General features: G+C 72.7%; 12 protein-coding genes and 1 pseudogene. 9 read left to right on the plus strand and 4 right to left on the minus strand.

Translation table 11 applies throughout. The features are described 5' to 3' along the window. Positions 1–194 precede the first annotated feature (194 nt). Positions 195–1532 (minus strand): 6-phospho-beta-glucosidase, encoded by a 1338-nt coding sequence (locus tag ACGFYH_RS33830; protein ID WP_393806998.1) that lies wholly within the window; start codon positions 1530–1532, stop codon positions 195–197. 519 nt (positions 1533–2051) lie between these two features. Between ACGFYH_RS33830 and ACGFYH_RS33835 the strand changes: the two genes are divergently transcribed. Continuing rightward, positions 2052–3452, plus strand: coding sequence for a glycoside hydrolase family 16 protein (locus ACGFYH_RS33835; RefSeq protein WP_393806999.1), 1401 nt, complete (start codon positions 2052–2054; stop codon positions 3450–3452). A 120-nt stretch (positions 3453–3572) separates the two neighbouring features. On the opposite strand, the gene ACGFYH_RS33840 is transcribed toward ACGFYH_RS33835, so the two are convergent. Further along, positions 3573–4490, minus strand: coding sequence for an AraC family transcriptional regulator (locus tag ACGFYH_RS33840; protein WP_393807000.1), 918 nt, complete (start codon positions 4488–4490; stop codon positions 3573–3575). Positions 4491–4646: 156 nt separating this feature from the next. On the opposite strand from ACGFYH_RS33840, the gene tkt reads away from it, so the two are divergent. The 6 genes and pseudogenes from tkt (at position 4647) to gnd (ending at position 12484) form a co-directional block, all read left to right on the plus strand. Beyond that, positions 4647–6731, plus strand: coding sequence for a transketolase (tkt, locus tag ACGFYH_RS33845; protein ID WP_393807001.1), 2085 nt, complete (start codon positions 4647–4649; stop codon positions 6729–6731). Between the two features lie 95 nt (positions 6732–6826). Further along, positions 6827–7252 (plus strand): annotated as a pseudogene (locus ACGFYH_RS33850) (transaldolase family protein); the annotation flags it as partial. Further along, a complete protein-coding gene (gene zwf / locus ACGFYH_RS33855; RefSeq protein ID WP_393807002.1) occupies positions 7249–9027 on the plus strand; it encodes a glucose-6-phosphate dehydrogenase in 1779 nt (592 codons plus the stop codon). The pseudogene ACGFYH_RS33850 and the gene zwf, both read left to right, overlap by 4 nt. After that, positions 9024–9959, plus strand: a complete 936-nt coding sequence (gene opcA / locus ACGFYH_RS33860; protein WP_393807003.1) for a glucose-6-phosphate dehydrogenase assembly protein OpcA — start codon at positions 9024–9026, stop codon at positions 9957–9959. The genes zwf and opcA overlap by 4 nt, the downstream gene beginning before the upstream one ends. After that, positions 9952–11601, plus strand: coding sequence for a glucose-6-phosphate isomerase (gene pgi, locus ACGFYH_RS33865; protein WP_393807004.1), 1650 nt, complete (start codon positions 9952–9954; stop codon positions 11599–11601). The genes opcA and pgi overlap by 8 nt, the downstream gene beginning before the upstream one ends. A gap of 1 nt (position 11602) precedes the next feature. Then, positions 11603–12484 (plus strand): phosphogluconate dehydrogenase (NAD(+)-dependent, decarboxylating), encoded by an 882-nt coding sequence (gene gnd / locus ACGFYH_RS33870; RefSeq protein ID WP_393807005.1) that lies wholly within the window; start codon positions 11603–11605, stop codon positions 12482–12484. Between the two features lie 851 nt (positions 12485–13335). On the opposite strand, the gene ACGFYH_RS33875 is transcribed toward gnd, so the two are convergent. After that, positions 13336–13929 carry a TetR/AcrR family transcriptional regulator gene (locus tag ACGFYH_RS33875; protein WP_393807006.1) on the minus strand — a complete coding sequence of 198 codons (594 nt, stop codon included), beginning with the start codon at positions 13927–13929 and terminating at the stop codon, positions 13336–13338. 139 nt (positions 13930–14068) lie between these two features. Here ACGFYH_RS33875 and ACGFYH_RS33880 point away from each other — a divergent pair, with 139 nt between their 5' ends. Together ACGFYH_RS33880 and ACGFYH_RS33885 are read left to right on the plus strand one after the other, a co-directional pair. Next, the gene (locus tag ACGFYH_RS33880) at positions 14069–14956 is read left to right on the plus strand and encodes an NAD(P)-dependent oxidoreductase (protein WP_393807007.1); all 888 of its coding nucleotides are present in this window, start codon (positions 14069–14071) and stop codon (positions 14954–14956) included. Between the two features lie 62 nt (positions 14957–15018). Next, the gene (locus tag ACGFYH_RS33885) at positions 15019–16254 is read left to right on the plus strand and encodes a serine hydrolase domain-containing protein (protein ID WP_393807008.1); all 1236 of its coding nucleotides are present in this window, start codon (positions 15019–15021) and stop codon (positions 16252–16254) included. Positions 16255–16286: 32 nt separating this feature from the next. On the opposite strand, the gene ribA is transcribed toward ACGFYH_RS33885, so the two are convergent. After that, positions 16287–16958, minus strand: a complete 672-nt coding sequence (ribA, locus tag ACGFYH_RS33890) for a GTP cyclohydrolase II (RefSeq protein ID WP_393807009.1) — start codon at positions 16956–16958, stop codon at positions 16287–16289. Between the last annotated feature and the right edge of the window lie 7 nt (positions 16959–16965).

A 16965-nucleotide genomic window follows, 5' to 3' on the forward strand; every position in this document is an offset into this window, starting at 1 on the left:
GGCCCCGGGCGCGGGGGGGCCCCCCCCCCCCCCGCCCCCCCGCCCCCCCCCCCCCCCCCCCCCCGGGCCGGGGGGGGGGGGGGGCCCCCCCCGGGGCCCCCCCCCCCCCGCCGGCCGCCCGTCGGGTGGGTGCCCACGCGGCGGACCCGGCGGCCGGCGCTCCCGCGTAGGACACGGCGCCCCGGCGCCCCGGTTCACCCGAGATACGCCAGCCCCGGGTGCACCGCCGTGTAGGCGTCGACGAGGCGGCGGGCGACGTCGACCGAGTCGACGAGCGGGTGCAGGGCGAAGGCGCGTACCGCCGCCGCGCGGGAGCCGGTACCCGCCGCGGTCAGGATCTCGCGTTCGACGGCCTTGACGGCACAGACCAGACCCGTGGCGTGGCCCGGCAGCGGGTCCACGGCCACCGGGTGGGCCCCGTTCGCGTCGACCAGGCAGGGGACTTCGATCACCGCCTCGGGATCGAGGACGGACAGCGTGCCGCGGTTGCGGACGTTGAGGATCAGGGTCGCGCGTTCGTCGCGGGCGACGGCACGCATCAGGGCCAGCGCCACCTTCTCGTAGCCGCCGGACAGGTCGTCGGCCTCACGCTCGCCCGCGCCCGCCGTCTCGCGGTTCTCGGCCATGTAGGTGGCCTCGCGTTCTGCGCGGGCGCGGTCCCAGGCCGCCAGGGCCGGGGTGCCGGGGTCGCGCGTCTCGTCGTAGAAGCGGCCCTGCTGGTCGCGCAGGAACGCGCCGCGGGTGCGGTCGGCCTCCTGGTAGGCGCGGACGGTCTCCCGGTTGAAGTAGTAGTAGTGCAGGTACTCGTTGGGGATCGCGCCGAGGGAGCGCAGCCATGCGGGGCCGAAGAGCCGGCCCTCCTCGAAGGAGCCGAGCAGCGCCGGGTCGGCGAGCAGCCGCGGCAGCTCGTCGCGTCCGTCGACCCGCAGGCCGCGCAGCCAGCCGAGGTGGTTGAGACCCACGTAGTCGATCCACGCCCGGTCCGGGTCGGCGCCCAGCACCCGTGCGACGCGGCGGCCGAGACCGGCCGGCGAGTCGCAGATGCCGATGACACGGTCGCCGAGGTGCCGGGACATGGCCTCGGTGACCAGGCCGGCCGGGTTGGTGAAGTTGATGACCCAGGCGTCCGGCGCGAGCCGCGCCACCCGTCGCGCGATGTCGACGGCGACCGGGACGGTGCGCAGTCCGTACGCGATGCCGCCCGCCCCGACCGTCTCCTGGCCGAGGACGCCCTCGGCGAGCGCCACCCGTTCGTCGTCGGCACGTCCCTGCAGGCCGCCGACGCGGATCGCGGAGAACACGAAGTCGGCGCCGCGCAGCGCCTCGTCCAGGTCGGTCGTCGCGGTCACCCGCGGCGCGTCGGGCACCCCGGCCGCCTGCTCGGCCAGCACCCGGGTCACCGCCGTCAGCCGGGCCGCGTCCAGGTCGTGCAGCACGACCTGGGTCACGCGTCCCTCGGCCCGGTCCCGGAGGAGCGCCCCGTACACGAGCGGCACGCGGAATCCGCCGCCGCCCACCATCGTCAGCCTCACACCCGCACCCTTCCGTCGCCGAGCCGCGCTTTCCCGCCTGGCGCCGATCATGGCACGCCCTCGCCGGCGCCTCACCGGCCACCGGCCCGCCGGCCCACCAGGTCCCGGCGTGCGCGACGGCGGTCCGCTTGCCCGCACCGGCCCCTGTCCCGGGCCCGGCGGGCACCCCGGCGGGCGGCGAAGCGATGGCGCCGGGCGCACAAGCGGGGTTCGGGGTGCCCGGGGAGGCGGTCACCCAGGCTCCACCGCGACCCGCGGCACGCCGGGGCACCGGGGGACGGAGCCGGGGGGCGGCCGGCGCGGGCCGGAACACGCGTACGCGCACGCCAGGCACTTTCGTGACGTTCCTGGCGTTCACGGGCTGAACTCCCCGGCGCGGCAAGGACTTTCTCGGCTTCACCTCTTGACGGCGACGGCGACCGAGAGCACATTGGCGGCACTCTGAGAGCGCTCTCAAAACTCCCAGGAGCGCGCTCGGCGTACCGCTTCCCACTCCCGCACATGAGAGGCGACCCCCACATGAGAGACACATCCGGCAACCCGCCCGGACGCCGGCCGCTGCGCCGGGCGCTGGTGGCCGCCGTCGGCGCGTTCGGCCTCGCCGCGGCCGCGCTCGCCGTGACGGGACCGACCGCGGGCGCCACCGTGCCCCCGCCCCCGTCCGGCTGGACACAGGTCTTCGCCGACGACTTCGACGGCGCGGCCGGGTCCGGCGTGAACACCTCCGACTGGCAGTACGCGACCGGGACCTCGTACCCCGGCGGCCCCGCCAACTGGGGCACCGGCGAGATCGAGACGATGACGTCGTCCACGAACAACGTCTCACTGGACGGCAGCGGCAATCTGCGCATCACCCCGCGGCGCGACGGCGCCGGCAACTGGACCTCGGGCCGCGTCGAGACCAGGCGCGCCGACTTCGAGCCCCCGGCGGGCGGCAAGCTGCGCGTGGAGGCCCGTATCCAGGTCCCGAACGTCACCGGGTCCGCCGCCAAGGGCTACTGGCCGGCGTTCTGGATGCTCGGCTCGCCCTACCGGGGCAACTACTGGAACTGGCCCGCGGTCGGCGAGATCGACATCATGGAGAACACCCAGGGCCTCAACACGGTCTGGTCCACGCTGCACTGCGGCACCTCACCCGGCGGCCCCTGCAACGAGACCAGCGGCATCGGCGGCAACGCCCCGTGTCCCGGCGCCACCTGCCAGGCGGGCTTCCACACCTACCGGGTGGAGTGGGACCGCTCGACGAGCGTCGAGGAGATCCGCTTCTACGTCGACGGCAACAACTTCCACACCGTCCGCGCCGACCAGGTCGACGCGGCCACGTGGGCGAACGCCACCGACCACGGCTACTTCATCATCCTCAACGTCGCGATGGGCGGCGGCTTCCCGGACGCCTTCGGCGGCGGCCCGGACGGCGGCACCCAGCCCGGCCACTCCATGCTCGTGGACTACGTCCAGGTGCTGTCGGCGGGTGGGGGCGGTACCACGCCGCCGCCGACCGGCGGTGACCGCGACGCGTACGGCACCATCGAGGCCGAGTCGTACGACGCCCAGTCCGGCACCATGACCGAGGGCAGCTCGGACTCGGGCGGCGGGAGCAACCTCGGCGCCCTGGCGAACGGCGACTGGGCGCAGTACAAGGGCGTGAAGTTCGGCTCGGGCGCGGCGACCCAGTTCAAGGCCCGGGTGGCGAGCGGCGCGGCGGCCGGCGTCAGCGGTCTGGTCGAGGTGCGCCTGGACAGCCGCACCAGTACGCCGGTCGGCAGCTTCGCCGTGGGCAACACCGGCGGCTGGCAGTCGTGGCGGACCGTCCCGGCGAACATCGCGTCGGTGACGGGCACGCACGACGTGTACCTGACCTTCACCAGTGGCCAGCCCGCCGACTTCGTGAACGTGAACTGGTTCGGCTTCGGCCGCTGAGGAAGCGGTCGGCAACGGCCCCCCACAGGAGGGCGAAGGGGCTCCGCGCGCGCGTGGAGCCCCTTCGTCGTGGCCCGTTGCCCCCGAGCGGGGGCCACGACGGAACCGGCAAGGGGCCGGTCAGCGCAGCTCCGTCCGGAAGGCCGCCGGGGTCTGGTCCGTGTGCTGCTGGAAGAACTTGGAGAAGTTCGCCGCGTCCGGGAAGCCGACCGCCGCGCCGACCCGGCCGATCGGCATGTCGGTGTGGGCGAGGAGCCGCTTGGCCTCCAGGACGACGCGCTTGTCGATGAAGCCCTTGGGCGTCTCACCGGTGGCGGCGCGCACCGCGCGGACGAGGGTACGGCGGGAGTAACCCAGCGCGTCGGCGTAGGCGCTGACGCTGTGATTGGTGGCGAAGCCCCGCTCGACCGCGTCCCGGAAGAGAGCGAAGGTGCTGTCGCCCGGCGCGTCGCCCCGCCCCTCCCGCGTTTCCCGGGCCGAACCGGCGGCCAGGTGCGCCAGACGCAGCAGGAACGCGGACAGCGTGTGCCGCAGGACCGCGGTGTGCAGGCTCGGCGGCAGGGTGGTGGCGTCCTCGTACTCGCGCCGCAACTGGTCGAGCCCGGCCGTCAGACCGGCGAGCCGTGCCTCGTCGGGGCGGAGCAGGGGCGTGAGGTCGTAGCGGTAGAGGCCGGTGGCCTCGACGGTGGCGCGGGGCAGAAAGCCGGGCTGCATGGTGAGCACGGTTCCGCGGTACTCGCTCTGCGGCGAGAAGCGGTGGACCTGGCCGGGACGGATCCACAGCAGATCGCCGGCCGACGCCTCGTACTCGGCGAAGTCGATCATGTGACGGACCGGCCCGCCGGTGAAGAGCATGACGATGTGGAAGTCGATGCGGTGCACGCGGTGCAGCGGGGCCTGCGCGTGCCAGGTACGGCCGGTCCCCATGGGACCGACCTGTACGCCGACACCGAGGAGGCTGAGATCGACCGGGAAGGGGAACGTTCTGATCCCGTCACCGCTTCTGCCGCCGCCGTCTTGAATGCTTTCGTCCGCCATGTCCTTCTCGCGCCGTCCCACCGTGCGCCCCGGGGCCGGGGCGTGTCCCAGTTTCACCACAGGCTGGCACAGGGCGACCTTCCCTCTCAAAAGTCAGACTTTTAAGTTTGAACACGTCAGGCCAATTCCTACGCTCCGATCGAGGATTTCTTGAAGATGAGCACGCGGACAACGGACAGCGCGGACCGCTTCGAATGGACCGAACTCGACCGGCGTGCCGTGGACACCGCCCGAGTCCTCGCGGCCGACGCCGTGCAGAAGGTGGGGAACGGTCATCCGGGCACGGCGATGGCCCTCGCCCCGGCGGCGTACACGATCTTTCAGAAGGTGATGCGTCACGACCCCGCCGACCCGGAGTGGACCGGCCGTGACCGCTTCGTCCTCTCCCCCGGGCACACGTCACTGACCCTCTACACCCAGCTCCACCTCGCCGGCTACGAGGTGGAGCTGGACGACCTCAAGGCCTTCCGCACCCACGGCTCGAAGACACCCGGGCACCCCGAGTACGGGCACACGGCGGGCGTGGAGACCACCACCGGCCCGCTGGGCCAGGGCGTGGCCAATGCCGTGGGCATGGCGATGGCAGCCCGCTACGAGCGGGGCCTGTTCGACCCCGAGGCGCCCGAGGGCGCGTCGCCCTTCGACCACACGGTCTGGGCGATCGTCTCCGACGGCGACCTCCAGGAGGGCGTGTCCGCCGAGGCCTCGTCCATGGCCGGTCACCAGCGGCTGGGCAATCTCGTCCTCCTCTACGACGACAACCACATCTCCATCGAGGGCGACACCGCGACCGCCTTCTCCGAGGACGTGCCGAAGCGCTACGAGGCCTACGGCTGGCACGTGCAGCGCGTCGAGCCCGCCGAGGACGGCGACGTCGACGTGCACGCGCTGTACACGGCGCTGACGGCCGCCAAGGCGGAGACCGGGCGTCCGTCCATCATCGCCATGCGCACGATCATCGCCTGGCCCGCCCCGAACGCCCGGAACACCGGGGCCTCCCACGGCTCCGCCCTCGGCGAGGAGGAGGTCGCCGCCACCAAGCGCTTCCTCGGCTTCGACCCGGAGAAGTCCTTCCAGGTGGAGGGCGAGGTCCTCGCCCACACCCGCGCGGCCCTGGACCGCGGCGCCGAGGCGCACGCCGCCTGGGACAAGCGGATCGCCGCCTGGCGCGACGCCGCCCCCGAGCGCGCGACGCTGTTCGACCGGGTGGTCGCCGGCCGGCTGCCCGAGGGCTGGGAGGACGCCCTGCCGGTCTTCGAGACCGGCAGGTCCGTCGCCACCCGCGCCGCCTCCGGCAAGGTCCTCCAGGCCCTCGGCCCGGTGCTGCCCGAACTGTGGGGCGGCTCCGCGGACCTGGCCGGGTCCAACAACACCACCATCGACAAGACCAGCTCCTTCCTCCCCGAGGGCAACCCGCTGCCGGGGGCCGACCCGTACGGCCGCACCGTGCACTTCGGCATCCGCGAGTTCTCGATGGCCGCGGAGATGAACGGCGTCGCGCTGCACGGCAACACCCGCGTCTACGGCGGGACCTTCCTGGTCTTCTCCGACTACATGCGCAACGCGGTCCGCATGTCCGCGCTGATGCAGCTGCCGGTGACCTACGTCTGGACGCACGACTCCATCGGCCTCGGGGAGGACGGCCCCACCCACCAGCCGGTCGAGCACCTCGCCGCCCTGCGCGCCATCCCCGGCCTCAACGTCGTCCGCCCGGCCGACGCCAACGAGACCGCGACCGTGTGGGCCGAGATCCTCCGGCGGCACTCCACCCACCCGGCGCCGCACGGCCTCGCCCTCACCCGCCAGGGCGTACCGGTCCGCGAGGCGAACCCGGACGCGGCGCGCGGCGGGTACGTGCTCGCCGACGCCTCCACCGGCGCCCCGGAGGTCGTCCTGATCGCCACCGGCTCGGAGGTACGGCTCGCGGTGGCCGCGCGGGAGACGCTGGAGGCCGAGGGCACCGCCACGCGTGTCGTGTCGATGCCGTCCGTGGAGTGGTTCGAGGAGCAGCCGCGCGAGTACCGCGAGAGCGTGCTGCCGCCCGCGGTGCGGGCCCGGGTGGCCGTGGAGGCCGGCATCGGCCTGACCTGGCACCGGTTCACCGGGGACGCGGGGCGCATCGTCTCCCTGGAGCACTTCGGCGCCTCCGCCGACGCCGAGGTCCTGTTCACCGAGTTCGGCTTCACGGCCGAGCACGTCGTCGCCGCCGCCCGGGAATCCCTGGCCGCCGTCCGTGGCTGAGCCCGCCGGACGCCGCGCCGGTCGGGACCCGGTCCGACGTCGACCCGACCCCGGCACGACCTCGACCCGACCCGCAGAAAGAGAAGATGATCACTGTGACCGACGCGCGGCTGGCCTACGAGGCGCACGGGAAGGCCTTCGCGGGTGACCGCTTCACCGCCCTCGCGGGGGCGCGCGCCCGCCCCCGGCGCCCTCTGCGGGCATCCACCGGGGTGAAGGGCCCGGCATTCCGGGACACTCTGTACGTGGAGGAGCTGGTCGCTCCCGGCACCGTGAACACGATGCCGGAGGCCACCCTGGACGCCGCCGCCGATCACGGCGACGTGGGGGGTGACACGGTCACCGGCGAGTACGCCCGGGCCCGGGCCGGCCTCGCGGCGGTGGAGCGGCTCGGCATCTCGTGCGACCAGGTGGTGGAGCAGTTGGAGCAGGAGGGCGTGGCGAAGTTCGAGGCGGCCTGGCAGGACCTGCCGGGCGCCGTGACGAAGTCCCTCAACAGCAAGGGAGTTGACGGGGAATGAGCAAGGAGCTTCCCGCTACGACGGTCCAGGAGACCAAGGCTACGAAGGAAGCCGGAGAAGCCCGGACGGCCCAGGAGGCGGCGGGTCCGCTGCACGCGGAGGAGGCCGAGAAGGCCCGCGCCGCACGGACGGCGAAGGCGGCCGGGCCGTCGAAGGCCCCCCGGAACGCCAAGAGGACCGGGACGGCCCGCGCCGCCAAGAGGACGAGAAGCGGGGACGCGGGCGGGAAGGCCGCCGGGCCGGTGGCACCGCTCGACTGGAGCAACCCCCTGCGCGATCCCCAGGACCGCCGCCTGCCCCGTATCGCGGGCCCCTCCGGGCTGGTCATCTTCGGTGTCACCGGCGACCTGTCCCGACGCAAGCTGATGCCGGCCGTGTACGACCTGGCCAACCGCGGTCTGCTGCCGCCGGGCTTCTCGCTGGTCGGGTTCGCCCGCCGGGAGTGGGAGGACCAGGACTTCGCCCAGGTCGTGCACGACGCGGTCAAGGAGCACGCGCGCACGCCGTTCCGCGAGGAGGTCTGGCAGCAGCTCTCCGAGGGCATGCGGTTCGTCCCCGGCGACTTCGGCGACGACAACGCCTTCGAGCAGCTGCGCAAGGCGGTCGGGGAGCTGGACGCCTCGCGCGGCACCAGCGGCAACTACGCCTTCTACCTCTCCGTACCGCCGAAGTTCTTCCCGAAGGTCGTGCAGCAGCTCAAGAAGCACGGGCTGGCGGACGCCCCGGAGGGTGCCTGGCGCCGCGCGGTCATCGAGAAGCCGTTCGGGCACGACCTGGACAGCGCCCGTGACCTGAACGCGCTGGTCCACGAGGTGTTCGACCCGGAGCAGGTCTTCCGCATCGACCACTACCTGGGCAAGGAGACGGTCCAGAACATCCTGGCGCTGCGCTTCGCCAACCAGATGTACGAACCGATCTGGAACCGCTCCTACGTGGACCACATCCAGATCACGATGGCCGAGGACATCGGCATCGGCGGCCGCGCCGGTTACTACGACGGCATCGGCGCCGCCCGTGACGTCATCCAGAACCACCTGCTCCAGCTGCTCGCGCTGACCGCGATGGAGGAGCCCGCCTCCTTCGACGCGCGCTCGCTGCTCACCGAGAAGCTCAAGGTGCTGCGGGCCGTGCGGCTGCCGGAGGAGCTGGGCGAGCACACGGTGCGCGGTCAGTACACGGGCGGCTGGCAGGGTGGCGCGCAGGTGCCCGGCTACCTGGAGGAGGAGGGCATCGACCCGGCCTCCACCACCGACACCTACGCGGCGATCAAGCTGGGCATCGACAACCGCCGCTGGGCGGGCGTGCCCTTCTACCTGCGCACCGGCAAGCGCCTCGGCCGCCGGGTCACGGAGATCGCCGTCGTCTTCCAGCGGGCCCCGCACTCCCCCTTCGACTCCACCGCGACGGAGGAGCTGGGCGAGAACGCGATCGTCATCCGCGTCCAGCCCGACGAGGGCATGACGGTCCGGTTCGGCTCCAAGGTGCCGGGCACGTCGATGGAGATCCGGGACGTGTCCATGGACTTCGCCTACGGCGAGTCCTTCACGGAGTCCAGCCCGGAGGCGTACGAACGGCTGATCCTGGACGTCCTTCTGGGTGACGCCAACCTGTTCCCGCGCCACCAGGAAGTGGAAGAGTCCTGGCGGATCCTCGACCCGATCGAGGAGTACTGGGCCTCGCACGACAAGCCCGCCCAGTACGCGTCGGGCGGCTGGGGGCCGCGGGAAGCCGACGAGATGCTCGCACGAGACGGACGGAGCTGGCGCAGGCCATGAGGATCGACCTGACCGACACCACGGCAAGCAAGATCAACAAGGCACTGGTGCAGGGCCGCCGGGCCATCGGCACCCCGGCCGTGGGCATGGTGCTCACGCTGGTGATCGTCACGGACGAGGAGAACGCCTACGACGCGGTCAAGGCCGGCGAGGAGGCCTCGCACGAGCATCCCTCGCGCACGCTGGTCGTCATCAAGCGGCACCCCCGCAACCTGCGCGACCGCACCCGCTCGCACCTCGACGCCGAGGTCCGGGTCGGCTCCGAGGCCGGCACCGGGGAGACCGTCGTCCTGCGCATGTACGGGGAGGTGTCCGAGCACGCCGACTCGGTGGTCCTGCCCCTGCTGCTGCCGGACGCGCCGGTCGTCGTCTGGTGGCCGGTCCAGGCGCCGGACGACCCCGCGAAGGACCCGCTGGGCGCGCTGGCCCAGCGCCGGATCACCGACCTCTACTCGGTCGAGCGGCCCATGGAGGTCCTGGAGCGCCGGGTCCGCGCCTACGCGCCCGGCGACACCGACCTCGCCTGGACCCGGCTGACGCTGTGGCGCTCCATGCTGGCCGCCGCCCTGGACCAGGCCCGGGTGCCGGTGACCTCCGCGGTCGTGGAGGCCGAGGCGGACAACCCGGCCGCCGAGCTGCTGGCCCGCTGGCTGGAGGCCCGGCTGGCCGTCCGGGTCGACCGGGTGATCACCGACGGGCCGGTCGTCACCGCGGTCCGTCTCGGCACGGCGAACGGCGAGATCGTCATCGACCGGCCCGAGGGACCGCTCGCCACGATGACCCTGCCCGGTCAGCCGCCGCGCTCCCTGGCGCTGAAGGTGCGCCCCACTTCCGAACTCATCGCCGAGGAGCTCAGGCGCCTCGACGCCGACGAGATGTACGCCATCGCCCTGCGGGGCGTGGCCGACAAGGAGACTCCTGTTCATGTCTGACACCCCGAAGCTCAACCGGCGGCCGGAATGGGCCGCGCTGGCCGAACACCGCGAGCAGCTCGGCGAGGTGCGGCTGCGCGAGCTGTTCGCCCAGGACCCCGGGCGGGCGGAGCGGTACGTCGTGCGCGTCGGTGACCTGCGCGTCGACTACGCGAAGAACCTCGTCACCGACGAAACGCTGGCGCTGCTCCGGGAGCTGGCCGCCGCCACCGACGTGTTCGGGTTGCGCGACGCCATGTTCCGCGGTGAGCGGATCAACCTCACCGAGGACCGGGCCGTCCTGCACACCGCGCTGCGCGCCCCGCGGGACGCCGTGGTCGAGGTCGACGGCGAGAACGTCGTCCCCGGGGTGCACGCCGTGCTCGACAGGATGGCCGGCTTCGCCGACCGGGTCCGCTCCGGAGAGTGGACCGGCCACACCGGCAAGCGCATCCGCAACGTCGTCAACATCGGCATCGGCGGCTCCGACCTGGGCCCCGCGATGGCGTACGAGGCACTGCGGGCCTTCACCGACCGCTCGCTCACCTTCCGCTTCGTCTCCAACGTGGACGGCGCCGACCTGCACGAGGCGGTCCGCGGCCTGGACCCGGCCGAGACGCTGTTCGTCATCGCCTCCAAGACCTTCACCACCATCGAGACGATCACCAACGCCACCTCGGCGCGCTCCTGGCTGCTGGACGGCCTGGGCGGCGAGGAGAAGGCGGTCGCCAGGCACTTCGTGGCGCTGTCCACCAACGCCGGGAAGGTCGCCGCGTTCGGCATCGACACGGCCAACATGTTCGAGTTCTGGGACTGGGTCGGCGGCCGGTACTCCTTCGACTCGGCGATCGGGCTCTCCCTGATGATCGCCATCGGCCCGGACCGCTTCCGGGAGATGCTCGACGGCTTCCGCATCGTCGACGAGCACTTCCGCAACGCTCCCGCCGAGTCCAACGCACCCCTGCTGATGGGCCTGCTGGGCGTCTGGTACGGCGACTTCCTCGGCGCGCAGTCCCACGCCGTCCTGCCGTACAGCCACTACCTGTCGAAGTTCACGGCCTACCTCCAGCAGCTCGACATGGAGTCCAACGGCAAGTCCGTCGACCGCGACGGGAACCCCGTCGAATGGCAGACCGGCCCCGTGGTCTGGGGCACGCCGGGCACCAACGGACAGCACGCCTACTACCAGCTGATCCACCAGGGCACCAAGCTGATCCCGGCGGACTTCATCGGCTTCGCCCGGCCCGTGGCCGAGCTGAGCGACGAACTCAGGGCCCAGCACGACCTGCTGATGGCCAACTGCTTCGCACAGACCCAGGCACTCGCCTTCGGCAGGACCCCGGACGAGGTGCGCGCCGAGGGCGTGCCCGAGGAACTCGTCCCGCACAAGACGTTCCACGGCAACCACCCCACCACGACCGTCCTGGCCACCGAGCTGACCCCCTCCGTCCTCGGCCAGCTGATCGCACTGTACGAGCACAAGGTGTTCGTACAGGGCGCCGTCTGGAACATCGACTCCTTCGACCAGTGGGGCGTCGAACTCGGCAAGGTCCTCGCCAAGCGCGTCGAACCGGCCCTCACCGAGGGCACGGAGGTACCCGGCCTCGATCCGTCCACGGCCGCGCTGGTGGCCGCCTACCGTGAACTGAAGGAAGTGCACTGACATGCAGATCGGTCTCGTTGGTCTCGGCAAGATGGGCGGCAACATGCGCGAACGTCTGCGCAACGCCGGCCACACCGTCGTCGGATACGACACCAATCCCGAGCGGGCCGACGTCGACAGTCTGGTCGAGCTGGTCGACCGGCTGGAGCGGCCCCGCGCGGTCTGGGTCATGGTCCCGGCCGGCGGCGCCACCCAGCACGTCATCGACCAGCTGGCAACCCTGCTCAAGCCCGGCGACACCGTCATCGACGGCGGCAACTCCCGCTGGACGGACGACGAGAGGCACGCCGAGGAGCTCGGCAAGCGCGGCATCAACTTCGTCGACGCGGGTGTGTCGGGCGGCGTGTGGGGGCTGAAGAACGGCTATGCCCTGATGGTCGGCGGCGAGAAGGAGACCGTCGAGGACCTCGAGCCGGTCTTCGACGCTCTCAAGCCCGACGGCCCCTACGGCTACGTCCACGCGGGGAAGGTCGGTGCCGGGCACTTCTCCAAGATGGTCCACAACGGCATCGAGTACGCGATGATGCAGGCCTACGCCGAGGGCTGGGAGCTGCTGGAGAAGGTGGACTCCGTGGACAACGTCCGCGAGGTGTTCCGCTCCTGGCAGGAGGGCACGGTGATCCGCTCCTGGCTCCTCGAACTGGCCGTCGGCGCCCTGGACGACGACCACCACCTGGACAAGCTGCGCGGCTACGCGGACGACTCGGGCGAGGGCCGCTGGACCGTCGAGGCGGCCATCGACAACGCCGTTCCGCTGCCCGCGATCACGGCGTCCCTCTTCGCGCGGTTCGCGTCCCGCCAGGACGACTCGCCGCAGATGAAGATGGTCGCCGCGCTGCGCAACCAGTTCGGCGGGCACGCCGTGGAGTCGGCGAAGAAGTAGTCCCGCGGGCGGTAACACGTTGACGCGACTGGCCGGTTCGGGTCGCAGTCCCCGCGATGGAGACCAACGACCTGACACCGGCCGAGGCGCTCGTCCGGCGGGCGTTCGCCTCGGGGACGGCCGTGGACTTCCGCGCCGACGGCGGCGACTGGGGTGGCCCGGAACGGGCCGTGCGCGCGCGTGTGGTGCGGGCCCTGCTCCTGGACGGCCCCCGGGAGGACGGCCGGGTGCCCGCGCTCAGCCTGGCCGGCGCCCGCGTCACCGGCCGGCTGGATCTGCGGTACGCGACGGTCGACCACCCCGTGCGGCTGCGGCACTGCCACTTCGACGAGGCACCGAGGTGCTACGCGGCGCGGCTGCGCGAGCTGAACCTGAGCGAGTCCCGTCCTGCCCGGGCTGGTGTCGCACGCGGTCCGGGCGGAGGGCGTACTGCGGCTGACCCGGGCCCGCTTCGGCGGGACGGTGCGGCTCGGGGGCGCGGAGGTCACCGGCAGCGTGTACCTGGAGGGCATGCGCATCCACGCGCCCGACGCCGAGGAGCCGGTGCTCCAGCTGAACCAGGCGGTGCTGGGAGCCGACCTGTGGGCGCCGGGGCTGCACGCCCGCGGCGAGGTACGGCTCAACGGCGCCCGGGTGAGTGGGACCGTCAACCTCACCGACGCGGTGCTCGACCGGCCGGACGGCACCGCACTCCAGGCGGAGACCCTGGCGGCCGAGGCCGATGTGCTGATGCGGCACGCGGACGTCCGCGGCCGACTGGAGCTGCGCGGGGCGCGGATACCCGGCCGGCTGGACCTGTCGCACGCCCGGCTGGCCGGCCGTGCGGCCTCCGGACGCTCCGCCGCCCCGGTTCACGGTCCGGTGGCGGCGGCGTCCAGGAGCGGGCCGAGTTCGCGGGCGACGGTCGTCAGGGCCCGTACATCGTGTTCGGCCCGGGCGATGAGGACCGCCCCTTCGAGGGAACTGATCATCAGCGTGGCCAGCGGCCCGGACCGCGCCTCGGGCACGCCCATGCCGACGAGCGCCCCCGCGACCGGCCGCGTCCAGGTGGCGAAGGCGTCGGCGGCCGCCTCCCTTGTGGCCTCGGAGCTCCGGGCGCAGTCCACCGTCGCCGCCGCCACGGGGCAGCCGGCGGCGAAGCCGGCCGCACCGTACTCGTCGGTCCACTGCCCCACCATCGCGCCGAAGAGGCCGCTCGGCGTCGGACGTTCCATCCCCTCCAGGAAGCGCGCGACCCGCTTGGCCGCGTACCGTCCCGCCCACAGGAGGGCCTCCCCGACGAGCTGTTCCTTGCCGCCCGGGAAGTAGTGCTGGAGCGAACCCCGGGGAGCCCCGGCGTGGGCGGCCACGTCCCGCATCCCCGTGGCGTCCACACCGTCGCGCCGGATCAGCTGGGCGGCGCTGAAGACCATCCGCTCCCGCGGCCCCCGTCCGGACGCTGCCATCACCGACCTCCCGCCGAGCCGTCACTCGCCGGGCCGACTCTATGACGGGCGTCTCGAGCCGGGCTACTATGACGACGGTCATATCCCCTTCCAACGCGCCCCGCACGTGGCGGCGCGCCACCCGGACGGACGGTGCGTCATGCGGGTCGTCGGCTTCATCGGTCTCGGAATCATGGGTCAGCCGATGGCACTGCGCCTGGCCCGCTCCGGCACACCCCTCGTGGTGTTCAACCGCACCCCCGCCCGCGCCGCTCCCCTGCGCGCCGCCGGCGCCGAGGTGGCCGGCAGTCCGGCAGAGGTCTTCGACCGCGCGGACCCGGTGATCCTCATGCTGGCCGACGGCCCGGCGATCGACGCCGTACTGGGCCGGGGCACCCCGGAGTTCGCCTCCCGGGTCGCGCGTCGCACGGTCGTCCACATGGGCACCACGTCGCCCGGGTACTCGCACGGCCTGGAGAGCGACGTCCGGGCGGCGGGCGGGCGGTACGTGGAGGCCCCGGTCTCCGGCTCGCGGGTCCCGGCGGAGACCGGCGAACTGGTCGCGATGCTGGCCGGGGAGGAGAACGCCGTGGCGGAGGTGCGGCCGGTGCTGGTCCCGCTGTGCCGGGAGACGTTCGTCTGCGGACCGGCCCCGCACGCGCTGCTGACCAAGCTGGCCGTGAACCTCTTCCTGATCACCCTGGTGACCGGCCTGACCGAAGCGTTCCACTTCGCCGGGCGCCACGGGCTCGACCAGCGCCGGTTCCTCGACGTTCTCGACGCCGGCCCGATGGCCAGTGCCGTCTCCCGCATGAAGGCCCCGAAGCTGCTGGCCGGAGACTTCACCGCACAGGCGGCGGCTTTGGACGTCCTGAAGAACAACCGCCTGATCGCCGAGGCGGCGCGCGCCACCGGCCTCGCTTCTCCTCTCCTCGACGCCTCCCACGCCCTGTTCGAGGAGACGGTGTCCCTGGGGCACGGCGGCGAGGACATGGTGGCGGTACTCCGTGCCCTGGAGGCGCGCACCGCCGAAATCGGCCGATCATGAGTTCCGGCGAGGAGGCCGCGGGGTATGCCGGACGCGTCTTGGACGAACGACCGAGGAGAGCGATGGCGACGCCACCCCTGCGGCAGGAGGTCGACGCGGATGCGGCCGGGCTGGATCCCGAGGCGCTGGACCGGCTCGACCTGCACTTCGCGCGGCAGGTCGAGGAGGGCGCACTGCCCGGATTCCTGGTGGCCGTCGCGCGCGGCGGGCGCGTCGCCCATCTGACCGTCCACGGCCTGCGGGACGTCGCGGCCGGGCTTCCGGTGACCGCCGACACGCTGTGGCGGATCTACTCCATGACCAAGCCGGTCACGTCCGTGGCCGTGCTGACCCTGGTGGAGGAGGGGCGGCTGGCGCTGGACGACCCCGTGGACCGGTACCTGCCCGCGTTCGGCGAGCCGCGGGTGTACGTCGAGGGGGCCGCGGGCAACGCCGTCACCCGGCCGGCCGCCGGTCCGGTGCTCGTCCGGCATCTGATGACCCACACCGCGGGGCTGACGTTCGGTTTCTACCACTCCCACCCCGTCGACGGGATGTACCGGGCGGCCGGCGTCGAGTCGTCGGTGCGGCCGGGGGCGGACCTGGCCGGGACGGTCGACCTGTACGCCAGCCTGCCCCTGCAGTTCGAGCCGGGCACCGAGTGGAACTACTCGGTGGCCAGCAACGTGCTGGGGCGGCTCGTCGAGGTGGTGTCCGGTCAGCCGCTCGACGTGTTCTGCGCCGAGCGGATCTTCGGGCCGCTCGGCATGAACGACACCGGGTTCCACGTCACCGACGAGCAGGCGGACCGGCTGGCCGAGCTGTACGGCGAGACGGAGAGCGGCGGCATCGAGCCGGTCCCCGGGTTGCCGCTGCGGGGCCGGCCGAGGTTCCTGTCGGGCAGCGGCGGCCTGGTCTCCACCGCGTACGACGTGCACCGCTTCGCGGAACTGCTGCGGCGCCGCGGCGCGCTCGACGGAGTCCGGCTGCTCGCCCCGGGGACGGTGGACCTCATGACCCGCAACCACCTCCCCGGCGGCGCCGACCTGCGCGCCCTCGGCAGCCGCCCCGCGCACGACGTGCCCGGCAACGACGGAGTCGGCTTCGGCCTTGGTGTCTCCGTGGTGATCGACCCCGGCCGTACTCAGGCGCCGTCGGGTCCGGGCACGTACGGCTGGAGCGGGGTGGCGACGACCACCTTCTGGGTCGACCCGGGCCGTGATCTGACGGTGCAGTTCATGACCCAGGTGCGGCCCCGGTCCTCGCACACGGTCTACCCGGACCTGAAGCGGCTCGTGCACGAGGCCGTCACGGACTGATCCGGTGCGGCCCCTTTCGGGGGCCGCGGTGGTCAGGACGACACGTGTGCCACCGCGTCGAGGTGCGGCAGGTGGTGGTCGAGCCGCTCCCGCTTGGTGCGCAGATAGGTGATGTTGCTCTCGCACGGCGGTATCAGCAGCGGCACCTGCTCGGCGACCTGGATGCCGTGCCGCACCAGCGCCTCCCGTTTGCGCGGGTTGTTGGACATCAGGCGCACGGACCGCACCCCGAGGTCGTCCAGGATGCGGGCGGCCACTCCGTAGTCGCGGGCGTCCACGGGCAGGCCGAGGGCGAGGTTCGCCTCCACCGTGTCCAGCCCCTCGGCCTGCAGCGCCATCGCGCGCAGCTTGGCGAGCAGCCCGATGCCGCGCCCCTCGTGGCCGCGCAGGTAGACCACGACCCCGCTGCCCGCGTCGGCCACCCGCCGCAGTGCGGTGGCGAGTTGGGCGCCGCACTCGCAGTGCTGGGAGCCGAACGCGTCGCCGGTGAGGCACTCCGAGTGCAGCCGGGTCAGCACCTCGTCGGCGCCCGGATCGCCGTGCACCAGGGCCACTTGTTCGTCGCCGCGCTCGTGGTCGAAATAGCCGTACGCCCGGAATTCCCCGTACACGGTGGGAAGCGGCGTGACCACGACGCGTTCCACGTCCGTGCGCTGCGACCGCTGTGACGCTTTCTTGCCGAGTACACCAATTTTTTCTGTCATGATTCTC

Origin of the sequence: Streptomyces sp. NPDC048392, assembly GCF_043200575.1 — a bacterium.
Classification (GTDB): Bacteria; Actinomycetota; Actinomycetes; order Streptomycetales; family Streptomycetaceae; genus Streptomyces.

Bases quoted from the DNA above. Each gene is read 5' to 3' on its own strand.
- zwf (WP_393807002.1), top strand. From the start codon at position 7,249: ATGAGCAAGGAGCTTCCCGCTACGACGGTCCAGGAGACCAAGGCTACG.
- ACGFYH_RS33880 (WP_393807007.1), top strand. From the start codon at position 14,069: ATGCGGGTCGTCGGCTTCATCGGTCTCGGAATCATGGGTCAGCCGATG.
- ribA (WP_393807009.1), bottom strand. From the start codon at position 16,958: ATGACAGAAAAAATTGGTGTACTCGGCAAGAAAGCGTCACAGCGGTCG.
- pgi (WP_393807004.1), top strand. From the start codon at position 9,952: ATGTCTGACACCCCGAAGCTCAACCGGCGGCCGGAATGGGCCGCGCTG.
- tkt (WP_393807001.1), top strand. From the start codon at position 4,647: ATGAGCACGCGGACAACGGACAGCGCGGACCGCTTCGAATGGACCGAA.
- opcA (WP_393807003.1), top strand. From the start codon at position 9,024: ATGAGGATCGACCTGACCGACACCACGGCAAGCAAGATCAACAAGGCA.
- ACGFYH_RS33875 (WP_393807006.1), bottom strand. From the start codon at position 13,929: ATGGCAGCGTCCGGACGGGGGCCGCGGGAGCGGATGGTCTTCAGCGCC.
- ACGFYH_RS33885 (WP_393807008.1), top strand. From the start codon at position 15,019: ATGGCGACGCCACCCCTGCGGCAGGAGGTCGACGCGGATGCGGCCGGG.
- gnd (WP_393807005.1), top strand. From the start codon at position 11,603: ATGCAGATCGGTCTCGTTGGTCTCGGCAAGATGGGCGGCAACATGCGC.
- ACGFYH_RS33835 (WP_393806999.1), top strand. From the start codon at position 2,052: ATGAGAGACACATCCGGCAACCCGCCCGGACGCCGGCCGCTGCGCCGG.
- ACGFYH_RS33840 (WP_393807000.1), bottom strand. From the start codon at position 4,490: ATGGCGGACGAAAGCATTCAAGACGGCGGCGGCAGAAGCGGTGACGGG.